A 12,948-nucleotide genomic window follows, 5' to 3' on the forward strand; every position below is an offset into this window, starting at 1 on the left:
GCCCACGCGCGGCGGAGGCTGACGGGGCTGACGAGCGGGCCCGGCCGGTCAGGGCCTGCGGGCCGAGGTCACCCGGTAGACGTCGTACACGCCCTCCACTCCCCTGACCGCCTTCAGGACGTGGCCCAGGTGCTTGGGGTCGCCCATCTCGAAGGTGAAGCGGGAGGTGGCCACCCGGTCGCGGGACGTCTGGACGGCCGCGGACAGGATGTTGACGTGCTGGTCGGACAGGACGCGGGTGACGTCCGACAGGAGCCGCGAGCGGTCCAGGGCCTCGACCTGGATGGCGACCAGGAAGACCGAGGACTGGGTGGGGGCCCACTCGACGTCGAGGATGCGCTCGGGCTCGCGGGACAGGGAGTCGACGTTGACGCAGTCCGTGCGGTGGACCGACACCCCGCTGCCGCGCGTCACGAAGCCCATGATCGGGTCGCCGGGAACGGGCGTACAACAGCGGGCCAGTTTGACCCACACGTCGTCGACGCCCTTGACGACCACACCCGGGTCGGCGTTCGAGCGGCGCTTGCGGCCCCGGCCGCGGGCGGGCGGGACGCTCTCGTCGATCTCCTCGGTGGCGGCCTCCTCGCCACCGAGCGCCTGCACGAGCTTCTGCACGACACCCTGCGCGGCCACATGGCCCTCGCCGATGGCCGCGTACAGGGACGAGATGTCGGGGTAGCGCATCTCGTGCGCGAGCGTGACCAGCGAGTCGCCGGTGAGGATGCGCTGGATCGGCAGGTTCTGCTTGCGCATGGCCCGCGCGATGGCGTCCTTGCCCTGCTCGATGGCCTCGTCGCGGCGCTCCTTGGAGAACCAGGCGCGGATCTTGTTGCGGGCGCGGGGCGACTTGACGAAGCCCAGCCAGTCCCGGGACGGTCCGGCGCCGGCCGCCTTGGAGGTGAAGACCTCCACGAGGTCGCCGTTGTCGAGGGTCGACTCCAGCGGTACGAGGCGTCCGTTGACGCGTGCTCCTATCGTGCGGTGGCCCACCTCCGTGTGCACCGCGTAGGAGAAGTCGACGGGGGTCGCGCCGGCCGGCAGCGCTATCACGTCGCCCTTCGGCGTGAACACGAAGACCTCGTTGCGCGAGAGGTCGAAGCGCAGGGACTCCAGGAACTCGCCCGGGTCCTCCGTCTCCTTCTGCCAGTCGAGGAGCTGGCGCAGCCACGCCATGTCGTTGAGGTGGTCGTCCTTGCCGGTGGTCCGCGGCTGGTCGGAGCGCACCTTGGAGGCGCCGGCGACGGCCTCCTGCTTGTACTTCCAGTGGGCGGCGATGCCGTACTCGGCGCGGCGGTGCATGTCGAACGTACGGATCTGGAGTTCGACCGGCTTGCCGTTGGGCCCGATGACCGTCGTGTGCAGCGACTGGTACATGTTGAACTTGGGCATCGCGATGTAGTCCTTGAACCGCCCCGGAACCGGGTTCCAGCGGGCGTGGACGGTGCCCAGTGCCGCGTAGCAGTCGCGGACCGTGTCGACGAGGACGCGGATGCCCACCAGGTCGTAGATCTCCGCGAAGTCACGGCCGCGGACGATCATCTTCTGGTAGACGCTGTAGTAGTGCTTCGGGCGGCCGGTGACGGTCGCCTTGATGCGGGCCGCGCGCAGGTCGGACTGGACCTCGTCGGTCACTATGGCGAGGTATTCGTCCCTCTTGGGGGCGCGCTCGGCGACCAGGCGCACGATCTCGTCGTACATCTTGGGGTAGAGGATCGCGAAGGCGAGGTCCTCCAGCTCCCACTTGATGGTGTTCATGCCCAGGCGGTGGGCGAGCGGCGCGTAGATCTCCAGGGTCTCGCGCGCCTTCTTCTCCTGCTTCTCGCGCTTGAGGTACCGCATGGTGCGCATGTTGTGCAGGCGGTCGGCGAGCTTGATGACCAGGACGCGGGGGTCCTTGGCCATGGCGACGACCATCTTGCGGACGGTCTCGGCCTGCGCGGCCTCGCCGAACTTGACCTTGTCGAGCTTGGTGACGCCGTCGACGAGCAGGGCGACCTGGTCGCCGAAGTCCTTGCGGAGGGTGTCGAGCCCGTACTCGGTGTCCTCGACCGTGTCGTGGAGCAGGCCCGCCATCAGCGTCGCCGGGTCCATGCCCAGTTCCGCGAGGATCGTCGTCACCGCGAGCGGGTGCGTGATGTACGGGTCGCCGCTCTTGCGCTTCTGGCCGCGGTGCCAGCGCTCGGCGACCTGGTAGGCGCGCTCGACCTGGCGCAGCGTGGCCGTCTCGATCTTCGGATCGTTGCTGCGCACTATCCGCAGCAGCGGCTCAAGCACCGGGTTGTACGGGTTCGAGCGCTGGACGCCGAGACGGGCGAGCCGGGCCCGTACGCGGTTGGAGGAGCCGCCGCCGGAGCGCGCGGGCTGACCGGAGGCGGGCCGGGCGGCGGACGCGGGGCGGGCCGCGGGCGCGGAGGCCTGCCGCTCGGGAGCCGCCGGCTCGGGACGCGGCTGATCCGCCGCCTTGGCCGGGGCGGCCGACCCGTTCTTCGCGGGCGCGGGCGCGGCGGGCGTGCCCGCGGGCGCCGCGGGCTGCTCGGGCTTGGCGGCCGGTGGTACCCCCGGGCGTTCGGCCCTGGGGGCGAGTGGCTGGGCCTCGTCTGGCAAGAGGGCTCCTCGTGCGCGATCCGGGTCCCCGGTCAGGCTCCGGAAACCCCATGGTAGCGATCCTGGGCCCGACTCTCGCCTCCGGCCGGTGGGACGGTCTTCCACCAGAGAAACACGAGAGGCGGGTCCCGGATTCCTCCGGGACCCGCCTGCGCGGTGTCCTGCGGGGTTCTGAGCGGTGTCGGACGGGTGGCCGCCCGGTTGCCGGGCGGGTCGGTCGTCCGGTCGCTCAGACCGTGAGCAGCGCCTCCAGCGGGGCGCCGTCCAGAGCGGGCTCCAGACGGGCACGGCCGCCCAGGAAGCCCAGCTCCATGAGAACGGCGACCCCGGCGACCTCGGCGCCCGCCCTGCGGATCAGCTGGAGCGAGGCCTCGGCGGTGCCACCGGTGGCGAGGACGTCGTCGACGACCATGACGCGGTCGCCCGGCGTGAGGTCCTCGGCGTGCACCTCGATCTCGGCGGAGCCGTACTCCAGCTCGTACGACTGGCTGAGGGTCGCTCCGGGGAGCTTGCCCGCCTTGCGTACGGGGATGAAGCCGAGGCCGGCGCGGACCGCGACGGGAGCGCCCAGGATGAAGCCGCGGGCCTCCAGGCCGACGATCTTCGTGGCGCCGTTGCGGACACTGATCCCGGCCAGGGCCTCGGTGAGCGCCGTGAACGCCGCCGGGTCCGCCAGGAGCGGGGTGATGTCCTTGAACATCACGCCCGGCTCCGGGTAGTCGGGCACGTCACGGATCCGGCTGAGCAGCAGCGCCGTGGTGTCGGCGAGTCCGGTCATCGGCGCTTGCCCGAGGGACGGCCGCGGCCCCTGCCCCGGGACGACGGCTGGGCGCGCTGGGCACGGGGTCCGACGACCGCGGGGGTCGCGTCCTCGTCGTCCGGCTCCTCGTCGTCGTACGAGCGCTCGACGACCGGGGCCTCCAGGGACTCGCCCTTCGCCGCGGCGGCGGCCCGCTTGGCCAGGACGCGCTTCCTCAGTGCCTTTATCTGCGGCTCGCGCTCCTTGAGGTCGGCGACGAGCGGCGTGGCAATGAAGATCGAGGAGTACGCACCGGCCGCGAGGCCGACGAACAGCGACAGCGAGATGTCGTTGAGCATGCCCGCGCCGAGGACACCGCCACCGATGAACAGCAGGCCCGCCACCGGGAGCAGCGCGACGACCGTGGTGTTGATGGAACGCACCAGGGTGCCGTTGATCGAGCGGTCGGCGATCTCGCTGTAGGTGTAGCGGGTCTGTTTGGTGATGTCCTTCGTCTGTTCCTTGAGGCTGTCGAAGACGACCACCGTGTCGTACAGCGAGTAGCCGAGGATCGTGAGCAGACCGATCACGGTGCCCGGCGTGACCTCGAATCCGACGAGCGCGTAGACGCCGACCGTGATGGTGATGTCGTGGATGAGCGCCACCAGCGCGGCGGCGGCCATGCGCCACTCGAAGGCGATCGCCAGATAGATCACGACGAGGACCATGAAGATCGCCAGGCCCTGCCAGGCCTTGTTGGCGACCTGATCACCCCAACTGGGACCGACCAGGTCGGCGTTGATCCTCTCCGGGTCGACCTTGAGGTCCGTGGCGAGGGTCTTCTTGATCTGGTCGGACTTGCTGGTGTCGACGCCGGCGACCTGGATGCGCAGTCCGCCGTTGCCGAGCTTCTGGACGATCGCGTCGTGGCCCGAGGCCTCTTCCGCGTACGTCTCGGCCTGGCTCACCGAGACGCTGGTGCGCTCGGTGGTGAAGACGGCGCCGCCCTGGAACTCGATGCCCATGTTCAGACCGCGCACCGCGAGGCCCAGGATCGCCGTGATGGTGATCAGGATCGAGACGCCGTACCAGATCTTGCGCTTGCCGACGAAGTCGTAGCCGATCTCGCCGCGGTGGAGCCGGGCGCCGAGGGTGCCGAGTTTCGACATCTCACGCCTCCTTCGTGTCGACGGGGGCGGACGCACGACGGGTGCGGCGCAGCGGCGGCTGCACGCCCAGTCGCTTCGGGTCGAGGCCGGACCAGCTGTGGCCCTCCGCGAAGAACTTCCTGCGGGCCAGAAGCGTCATCAGCGGCTTGGTGAAGAAGAAGACGACCACCACGTCGAGCAGGGTGGTGAGCCCCAGGGTGAAGGCGAAGCCCTGGACCTTGCCGACGGTGACGACGAAGAGCACGGCGGCGGCGAGGAACGACACGAAGTCGGAGACCAGGATGGTGCGCCGGGCGCGCGGCCAGGCACGCTCGACCGCGGGGCGCATCCTTCGGCCTTCGCGGATCTCGTCGCGGATGCGTTCGAAGAACACGATGAACGAGTCCGCCGTGATCCCGATGGCCACGATGGCGCCGCAGACCGCGGGCAGGTTCAGCGCGAAGCCGATGGTCGGGCCGAGCAGCGACATGATCACGTACGTCATGACCGCGGAGACCAGCAGCGAGGCGATGGCGATCATCGACAGGCCGCGGTAGTAGACCACCAGGTAGATGATGACCAGGGCCAGGCCGATGGCGCCGGCGATCAGACCGGCCTCCAGCTGCTCGCCGCCGAGCGCGGCGGTGACGGTGGTGACGCTCGCCTCGGTGAAGGTGAGCGGCAGCGCGCCGTACGACAGCATGTTGGCGAGGTCCTGCGCCTCCTGCTGGTCGAAGCTGCCGGAGATCTCCGCGGTGCCGCCGGTCAGCGCCTGGCTGACGTACGGGTCGGAGACGACCTCACCGTCGAGGACGATGGCGAACTGGTTCTGCGGGGACTGGTTCTGCGCCAGCTTGCCCGTGATGCTCGCGAACTTCTTGCCGCCCTTGCCGGTGAAGTCCATGGTGACTTTCCAGCCCGCGGCACCCTGGGTGTCGAACACGGCCGAGGCCTTGTCGACGTCCGTGCCCTCGACCTCGGCCGGGCCGAGGATGTACTTCTGCCACTGGCCCTGCGAGTTCTGGCCGCAGGCCACGGTCGGGGCACCGGCCTTGACGCCGTCACCGGCCTTGGCGCGGACCGTCTTCTTGCTGCAGTCCAGCTTGGCGTACTCCGCCTGGAGCTTCGCGGTCGCCGGGTCGGTGCTCGCGGACGCCGAGGGGCTGGCAGCGGCGGACTCGCTGCCCGTGCTGCTCCCCGAGGGAGTGGGGTCGGCCTTCAGCGCGTCGGTGACCGCCCGGCCCTGCGAGGTGGCGGAGGCGGAGGGCGACGAGGACGAGGTGGCCTTCTCGCTCTCCTTCGCCGAGGCGGAGGGGCTCGCGGAGGAGCTGCCGGACGCGCTCGGGGACGGGGTCGCGGCGTCGGCGCCGGTGACCTCGGTGACCAGCACGGGGCGGAAGTAGAGCTTGGCGGTGGTGCCGACCTGTTCCCGCGCCTGCTCGGAGTTCGTACCCTTGGGGATGTTGACGATGATGTTGCTGTCGCCCTGGGTCTGCACCTCCGCTTCGCTGACGCCCAGACCGTTGACACGGCGGTTCATGATGTCGACCGCGGTGTCCATGTTGGTCTTGTTGATCGCGTTCTTCTGACCGGGCTCGTTCTTCGCCTGGAGCGTGATGCTCGTACCGCCGGCGAGGTCGATGCCCAGTCGCGGTGTCGTGTGCCCGGAGGCGAACATGCCGCCGGTGAGCGCCACGATGGCGATCAGGATCAGGGCCAAGGTGCGCCCCGGCCTGCCCTGGGTGCCCTGTCGGCCCTTCTTGGGTGCTGCCACCTTCTTGTTCTCCCTCTTCGTCCGCCCGGTCTCTCGGTACCTTCGCGGACGGGCATCAAATGGTGTGGAGGTTCCGCGCGAAGCCGGACGTCCGGGGACCGCGGCGCGCGAGCGGCGCACTTCGCGGTCCCCCGGTCGTGGCTACTTCGTGTCGGACTCGCCGTCGGACTTCTTGAGCTCGGCGCCGTCGGTCTTCTTCGGCTCCGCGACGGCGGACTCGTCGGCGGGCTCGACGACGGGCTCGACGGCCGGCTCGGCGACGGGCTCTTCGGCCGCGTCCTTCTTGCCGAGGTCGATGTGCTTGTCGTCGGAGACGTCGGCGGACTCGTCCGTCTCGGTGAGGGAGGAGGCGTCGTCCGGCACGACCGACTCGTCGGACTTCAGGTCGTGCTCGATGCCGTGGACGATGCGGTTGTACTCGTCGTCGCCGAGGACCGCGCCGATGGCGTTCTTCGCGAAGAGCAGGTCGACGCCCGGGCCGGCGTCGAGGAGGACCGTCTCCTCGTTGACCTCCTTGACGGTCGCGTACATGCCACCGATCGTGCGGACGCCGGTGCCGGGCTGCATCTCGTTGCGCATCTGCGCAGCCGCATTCTGCTTCTTCTTGGCCGACCGGGTCATCAGGAACATGGCCCCGATGAGCACGATGAACGGGAGGAGGGTCACGAGACTCACGGGACGGAACTTCCTTCATTCGACCGCGATGGTGAGCGGCCTGCTGGATGGGGGTATGTACGCCGTCGGCAAGGGCGGCATCGGCGGAGTCTAAGCGAGTCCGCCGTCAAGGAACAACGCTCAGCATGGCACCGGGGTTCCTGACCTCGCGAGCCCCCTCGCCGTCACGCCCCGAACAGGTCCCCTTGTCCGTTTCCACCGGTTGACGACCGGGGCGGCGTGAGGCCCAGGTGGGCCCACGCGGCCGGAGTGGCGACACGGCCCCGGGGTGTCCGGGCCAGCAGCCCCTCGCGTACGAGAAAGGGCTCGGCCACCTCTTCGACGGTCTCCCGCTCCTCCCCCACCGCCACGGCCAGCGTGGAGAGGCCGACGGGTCCGCCGCCGAAGAGCTTGAGCAGGGCTTCGAGGACACCCCGGTCGAGGCGGTCGAGGCCGCGGCTGTCCACCTCGTACACCGCGAGGGCGGCGCTGGAGATGTCCTGGTCGATGACGCCGTCGGCCTTGACCTGGGCGTAGTCGCGGACCCGGCGCAGCAGGCGGTTGGCGATACGCGGCGTGCCCCGGGAGCGGCCGGCGATCTCGGCGGCTCCGTCCGTGTCGATCTCCACGTCGAGCAGATGTGCGGAGCGGTGGATGACGCGCTCCAGCTCGGCGGGCTCGTAGAACTCCATGTGCGCGGTGAAGCCGAAGCGGTCGCGCAGCGGGGGCGGCAGCAGACCCGCGCGCGTGGTGGCGCCCACGAGCGTGAAGGGCGGCAGTTCGAGGGGGATGGCGGTGGCGCCGGGACCCTTGCCGACGATGACGTCGACGCGGAAGTCCTCCATCGCCATGTAGAGCATCTCCTCGGCGGGCCGCGACATGCGGTGGATCTCGTCGAGGAAGAGGACCTCGCCCTCCTGGAGGGAGGAGAGGATCGCCGCGAGGTCGCCCGCGTGCTGGATGGCGGGGCCGCTGGTGATGCGGATCGGGGCTTCCATCTCGGCGGCGATGATCATCGAGAGGGTGGTCTTGCCCAGGCCGGGCGCGCCGGAGAGCAGCACGTGGTCCGCGGTGGCGCCCCGCGCGCGTGCGGCACGCAGGACGAGGTCGAGCTGCTCGCGGACCTTCTCCTGACCGATGAACTCACCGAGGTCCTTGGGCCGCAGGGCGGCCTCGACGGCCTGCTCCTCACGGTCCCCGGCCGCACCGACGAGCCGCTCGCCGCTACCGTCGTCGGTCGTCTCGTCCCAGTTCATTCGGCGTGCCTCGCGGTGTAGGGGTGGTTCCGGGTCATACAGGTGAGGTTGTTCTTCGCGTGGGCGCGACCCGCGCAGGCGCGCCCCGCAAGGGGCGCGGGGAACTGCGCGACCAGCCACGACGCACCCGCAGGTTCATCACGGCCGCCCCCGGCAGGGGCTCAGCGGGCCCGGTTGAGCGTCTGAAGCGCGGCCTTCAGCAACTGACCGATCTGCGGCGCCTCGCCGGAGGCGTCCGCCTGCGGCGCAACCGCCGAAACCGCCTCGTCGGCCTCCCGGGTCGCATACCCCAGCCCGATCAGCGCGGCGTGCAACTGCTCCCGCCACCCCGTGGCGACGGGCCGCCCGATCGCCGCGCCGCCCGTGCCGAGCGGTTCCCCGAGGCGGTCCTTCAGTTCGAGCAGCAGCTTCTGGGCCCCCTTCTTGCCGATGCCGGGAACGGCGGTGAGCGCCTTCTCGTCCCCCGTGGACACCGCGCGCCGCAGGGCGTCCGGGCTGTGCACGGCGAGCATCGCCTGGGCCAGCCGCGGCCCCACCCCGCTGGCGGTCTGCAGCAGCACGAAAGTCTGGCGCTCGTCGTCGTCCGCGAAGCCGTACAGCGTGAGTGAGTCCTCGCGGACGACCAGGGAGGTGGCGAGCCGGGCCTCCTGGCCCATGCGCAGCCCGGAGAGGGTGTCGGGGGTGCACTGGACGGCGATGCCGATGCCGCCCACCTCGACCACCGCGGAGTCGGGGGCGAGGGCGGCGACCTTGCCGCTGACGAAGGCGATCATCGGGTGACCTTCCGGGTGGAGAGCTGGGCCCGGCGGTGCGCGGCCTGCGCCTGCTGGAGGCGGTTCACGGCCGGGGCACGCCAGATGTGACAGATGGCGAGAGCGAGGGCGTCGGCGGCGTCGGCGGGCTTGGGGGGCGCGTCGAGCCGCAGCAGCCGCGTGACCATGGCGCCGATCTGGGCCTTGTCCGCGCGGCCGTTGCCGGTGACGGCGGCCTTGACCTCGCTGGGGGTGTGCAGGGCGACGGGGATGCCGCGCCGGGCCGCACAGAGCATCGCGACCGCGCTGGCCTGGGCGGTGCCCATCACCGTACGGACGTTGTGCTGGCTGAACACCCGCTCCACGGCGACGAATTCGGGACGGTGCTCGTCGAGCCACTGCTCGATGCCCTGCTCGATGGCGACGAGACGCTGCCCCAACTCCGCGTCGGCGGGGGTGCGGACGACTCCGACGCCGATCATGGTGAGCGGCCGGCCCGCCACGCCCTCGACGACACCGACACCGCACCGGGTCAATCCGGGGTCAACGCCCAGTACCCGCACCCGGCCCCCTCCTTCGACTTGGTCGGCCCCACCCGGCCGCCACCGGGGAGCTGTCCCCGATTCGTGCAGGTTATCGGGTGCCACCGACAACGCCCGCCAGCGACGCCCGGCGAGGGGGCGGGCCGACAACGGGACGGGCCGACGGGAGGTGTCCCGTCGGCCCGTTGAGCCCGTACCGTCCGCGGCGCGTGGACGTGCCGCGTGCGGTGCGCGGTGTGCGGTGTTACGCGTCGACCTTCTCCATGACCTCGTCGCTCACGTCGAAGTTGGCGAAGACGTTCTGCACGTCGTCGCTGTCCTCAAGGGCGTCGATGAGCTTGAAGATCTTCCGGGCGCCCTCCTCGTCCAGTTCGACCTGCATGGTCGGGACGAAGTTGGCGTCGGCGGAGTCGTAGTCGATGCCGGCCTCCTGGAGCGCGGTGCGCACCGCGACCAGGTCGGTGGCCTCGGAGAGGACCTCGAAGGTGTCACCGAGGTCGTTGACCTCCTCGGCACCCGCGTCGAGCACGGCACCGAGGACGTCGTCCTCGGACAGCTCGCCCTTGGGGACGATGACGACGCCCTTGCGGTTGAAGAGGTACGAGACGGAACCCGGGTCGGCCATGTTGCCGCCGTTGCGGGTCATGGCGACGCGTACGTCCGAGGCGGCGCGGTTGCGGTTGTCGGTGAGGCACTCGATGAGCACCGCGACACCGTTCGGGCCGTATCCCTCGTACATGATCGTCTCGTAGTCGGCGCCGCCGGCTTCGAGACCACCGCCGCGCTTGACCGCGGAGTCGATGTTCTTGTTCGGGACCGAGGACTTCTTGGCCTTCTGCACGGCGTCGTAAAGCGTCGGATTGCCGTCGAGGTCCACGCCGCCCATCCGCGCCGCGACCTCGATGTTCTTGATCAGCTTCGCGAAGAGCTTGCCGCGCTTGGCGTCGATCACGGCCTTCTTGTGCTTCGTCGTGGCCCATTTAGAGTGGCCGGACATCTGCCTGTCTCCTTCGCGTAACCCAACCAGTACGAACTCCCGAGGCTTCGAGAGCCTGGGGGACCCCCAGATCCTACTAGGACGTCGCTGTCCGGGTCGCGCGCACCATGTCGACGAAGAGAGCGTGCACGCGGTGGTCGCCCGTCAGTTCCGGATGGAACGACGTGGCGAGCGCGTTGCCCTGGCGTACGGCGACGATGTGGCCGCCGTACTCGGCGAGCACCTCGGCCTGCGCGCCCACCGACTCCACCCAGGGGGCCCGGATGAAGAGTCCCTCCACAGCATCGCCCTCGATGCCCCTCACGTCGACCTTCGCCTCGAAGGATTCGTTCTGCCGTCCGAAGGCGTTGCGGCGCACGATCATGTCGATGCCGCCGATGGTCTCCTGGCCCGAGCGCGGGTCGAGGATCTTGTCGGCGAGCATGATCATGCCCGCGCAGCTGCCGTAGACGGGCAGGCCGTCCCGCACGCGCGCGCGAAGGGGCTCCATCAGGCCGAACAGGACGGCCAGTTTGGAGATGGTGGTGGACTCACCGCCGGGGACGATCAGTCCGTCGACCTCGGCGAGTTCCTCGGGGCGCCGCACCGGCCTGGCCACGGCGTCCGCCGCGGCCAGGGCGATGAGGTGCTCCCGTACGTCGCCCTGGAGGGCCAGGACGCCTATGACGGGGGTGGTGCTCATCTACGGAGTGCCTGCCTTGTGTGAAGGGGTGCTCTGGAGAGGGTGCTTTCCGTCCGGACGGCGCTCACCGCCCGAAGGGTGCTTTCCGTCCGGACGGCGCTCACCGCCCGGAGGGTGCTTTGCGTTCGGAGGGACGGACTACCAGCCGCGGTTCGCGTAGCGCTCGGACTCGGGGAGGGTGTCGCAGTTGATGCCCACCATGGCCTCGCCCAGGTTGCGGGACGCGTCCGCGATGATCTTCGGGTCGTCGTAGAAGGTGGTGGCCTTCACGATGGCGGCGGCGCGCTTGGCCGGGTCGCCGGACTTGAAGATGCCGGAGCCGACGAAGACACCCTCAGCGCCGAGCTGGCGCATCAGGGCGGCGTCGGCGGGGGTGGCCACGCCACCCGCGGAGAACAGCACGACCGGGAGCTTGCCCAGTTCGGCGACCTCCTTGACGATCTCGTACGGGGCACGCAGTTCCTTGGCGGCGGCGTACAGCTCGTTGTTGTCGTAGCCGCGCAGCCGGGCGATCTCGTTCTTGATCTGGCGCAGGTGGCGCACGGCCTCGACGACGTTGCCGGTGCCGGCCTCGCCCTTGGAGCGGATCATGGCGGCGCCCTCGGCTATGCGGCGCAGGGCCTCGCCAAGGTTGGTGGCACCGCAGACGAAGGGGGTCGTGAAGGCCCACTTGTCGGAGTGGTTCACCTCGTCGGCGGGGGTGAGCACCTCGGACTCGTCGATGTAGTCGACGCCGAGGGACTGCAGGACCTGGGCCTCCACGAAGTGGCCGATGCGCGACTTGGCCATCACCGGGATCGAGACGGCCTCGATGATGCCCTCGATCATGTCCGGGTCGGACATGCGCGCCACGCCGCCGTCCTTGCGGATGTCCGCCGGGACCCGCTCCAGGGCCATGACGGCCACGGCGCCCGCGTCCTCGGCGATCTTCGCCTGCTCGGGCGTGACGACGTCCATGATCACGCCACCCTTGAGCTGCTCGGCCATGCCGCGCTTCACGCGCGCGGTGCCGGTGGCCGGGGTGTCGGTGGGCTGGACGGGGTGGGAGAGCGTGCTGGACACGGGTTGACCTCACTCGGTGAAAGAGGGCTTCTGCAAACACCGAGGAAACGCCCGGGGGCCAGGCCACAGCAAGGGCCAATGGGTAGGCGGTGGCTCATTTTCCGGCCCCCGCCGATCTTTTCCGCTGGTCAGGGCCTCGTCCAGTCTTCACGCACCTACCCGGACCACGGCCCCGGGCGGCCCCGCCCACCTACGTCCCGGGGCGGTCCGCCAGCGCCGTCGGCGGCTCGTCGTCCATCTCGAAGGCCAGCGGGAACGGGGCGTGCCCGGCCAGCCTGAACCAGCGCACCTTGCGGTGGCGGCGCAGGGCGCGGGCCGCGCGTACGGCGTCGTTGTGGAAGCGCCTGGCCATCGGTACGCGGCGGACGGCCTGGGCGAGTTCGCGGGCCGCGTCCTCGCCGCCCGGGGCCGCCTGGACGGCCGCCACCTGCTCGGTCTCCCCGAAGACGGCCCGCAGTGCCTGGCTGAGGTCGCTCTCGGCGACCTCCCGGTGGTCCTCCTCGGCCTGCCGGGCGGCGTGCGCGGCCTCGTAGAGCACCATCGACGCGGCCGGATCGAGCACGCCGGCGGTGGCGAGTTCCTGGGCGACCGAGGCGCGGCGCAGGAGCTGTGCGTCGAGGGCGGCGCGGGCCGCGTCGATGCGTGAGTGCAGGCGGTCCAAGCGGCCTGCCGTCCAGCTCAGGTAGAGGCCGATCGCCGCGAGGGCGACCACGATCCAGATCAGTGTGGAGGTCACGG

12 protein-coding genes are annotated in these 12,948 nt (G+C 70.4%); all 12 read right to left on the bottom strand.

From position 1 onward, the window contains the following. Positions 1-48: 48 nt before the first annotated feature. Positions 49-2,604 carry a RelA/SpoT family protein gene (locus ACFWGJ_RS18120; protein WP_387325333.1) on the bottom strand — a complete coding sequence of 852 codons (2,556 nt, stop codon included), beginning with the start codon at positions 2,602-2,604 and terminating at the stop codon, positions 49-51. A 229-nt stretch (positions 2,605-2,833) separates the two neighbouring features. Further along, positions 2,834-3,382: an adenine phosphoribosyltransferase gene (locus ACFWGJ_RS18125; protein WP_387325335.1), complete on the bottom strand. Its 549-nt coding sequence runs from the start codon at positions 3,380-3,382 to the stop codon at positions 2,834-2,836. Continuing rightward, positions 3,379-4,512 (bottom strand): protein translocase subunit SecF, encoded by a 1,134-nt coding sequence (secF, locus tag ACFWGJ_RS18130; protein WP_387325338.1) that lies wholly within the window; start codon positions 4,510-4,512, stop codon positions 3,379-3,381. The genes ACFWGJ_RS18125 and secF overlap by 4 nt, the downstream gene beginning before the upstream one ends. 1 nt (position 4,513) lies before the next feature. Continuing rightward, the gene (gene secD / locus ACFWGJ_RS18135; RefSeq protein ID WP_387325340.1) at positions 4,514-6,265 is read right to left on the bottom strand and encodes a protein translocase subunit SecD; all 1,752 of its coding nucleotides are present in this window, start codon (positions 6,263-6,265) and stop codon (positions 4,514-4,516) included. Between the two features lie 141 nt (positions 6,266-6,406). Beyond that, on the bottom strand, positions 6,407-6,940 hold the full coding sequence (gene yajC / locus ACFWGJ_RS18140) for a preprotein translocase subunit YajC (protein WP_387325341.1): 534 nt from the start codon (positions 6,938-6,940) through the stop codon (positions 6,407-6,409). 164 nt (positions 6,941-7,104) lie between these two features. Continuing rightward, positions 7,105-8,175, bottom strand: a complete 1,071-nt coding sequence (ruvB, locus tag ACFWGJ_RS18145) for a Holliday junction branch migration DNA helicase RuvB (RefSeq protein ID WP_366787081.1) — start codon at positions 8,173-8,175, stop codon at positions 7,105-7,107. A gap of 161 nt (positions 8,176-8,336) precedes the next feature. Continuing rightward, positions 8,337-8,948 (bottom strand): Holliday junction branch migration protein RuvA, encoded by a 612-nt coding sequence (ruvA, locus tag ACFWGJ_RS18150; RefSeq protein WP_387325343.1) that lies wholly within the window; start codon positions 8,946-8,948, stop codon positions 8,337-8,339. Beyond that, positions 8,945-9,490: a crossover junction endodeoxyribonuclease RuvC gene (ruvC, locus tag ACFWGJ_RS18155; RefSeq protein WP_387325345.1), complete on the bottom strand. Its 546-nt coding sequence runs from the start codon at positions 9,488-9,490 to the stop codon at positions 8,945-8,947. Before ruvC ends, ruvA begins: the two co-directional genes overlap by 4 nt. Positions 9,491-9,713: 223 nt before the next feature. Beyond that, on the bottom strand, positions 9,714-10,466 hold the full coding sequence (locus tag ACFWGJ_RS18160) for a YebC/PmpR family DNA-binding transcriptional regulator (RefSeq protein WP_210891876.1): 753 nt from the start codon (positions 10,464-10,466) through the stop codon (positions 9,714-9,716). A gap of 76 nt (positions 10,467-10,542) precedes the next feature. After that, positions 10,543-11,148, bottom strand: coding sequence for a pyridoxal 5'-phosphate synthase glutaminase subunit PdxT (gene pdxT, locus ACFWGJ_RS18165; RefSeq protein ID WP_387325347.1), 606 nt, complete (start codon positions 11,146-11,148; stop codon positions 10,543-10,545). Between the two features lie 138 nt (positions 11,149-11,286). Continuing rightward, positions 11,287-12,210 carry a pyridoxal 5'-phosphate synthase lyase subunit PdxS gene (gene pdxS, locus ACFWGJ_RS18170; protein WP_210891880.1) on the bottom strand — a complete coding sequence of 308 codons (924 nt, stop codon included), beginning with the start codon at positions 12,208-12,210 and terminating at the stop codon, positions 11,287-11,289. 190 nt (positions 12,211-12,400) lie between these two features. Further along, on the bottom strand, positions 12,401-12,946 hold the full coding sequence (locus ACFWGJ_RS18175) for a hypothetical protein (protein ID WP_387325350.1): 546 nt from the start codon (positions 12,944-12,946) through the stop codon (positions 12,401-12,403). Between the last annotated feature and the right edge of the window lie 2 nt (positions 12,947-12,948).

Source organism: Streptomyces sp. NPDC060205, from assembly GCF_042728395.1.
Taxonomy (GTDB): Bacteria; Actinomycetota; Actinomycetes; order Streptomycetales; family Streptomycetaceae; genus Streptomyces.

Excerpts from the sequence above, each read along its gene's own strand:
- ruvA (WP_387325343.1), bottom strand. The coding sequence starts at position 8,948 with ATGATCGCCTTCGTCAGCGGCAAGGTCGCCGCCCTCGCCCCCGACTCC.
- ruvB (WP_366787081.1), bottom strand. The coding sequence starts at position 8,175 with ATGAACTGGGACGAGACGACCGACGACGGTAGCGGCGAGCGGCTCGTC.
- ACFWGJ_RS18160 (WP_210891876.1), bottom strand. The coding sequence starts at position 10,466 with ATGTCCGGCCACTCTAAATGGGCCACGACGAAGCACAAGAAGGCCGTG.
- ACFWGJ_RS18125 (WP_387325335.1), bottom strand. The coding sequence starts at position 3,382 with ATGACCGGACTCGCCGACACCACGGCGCTGCTGCTCAGCCGGATCCGT.
- pdxT (WP_387325347.1), bottom strand. The coding sequence starts at position 11,148 with ATGAGCACCACCCCCGTCATAGGCGTCCTGGCCCTCCAGGGCGACGTA.
- secF (WP_387325338.1), bottom strand. The coding sequence starts at position 4,512 with ATGTCGAAACTCGGCACCCTCGGCGCCCGGCTCCACCGCGGCGAGATC.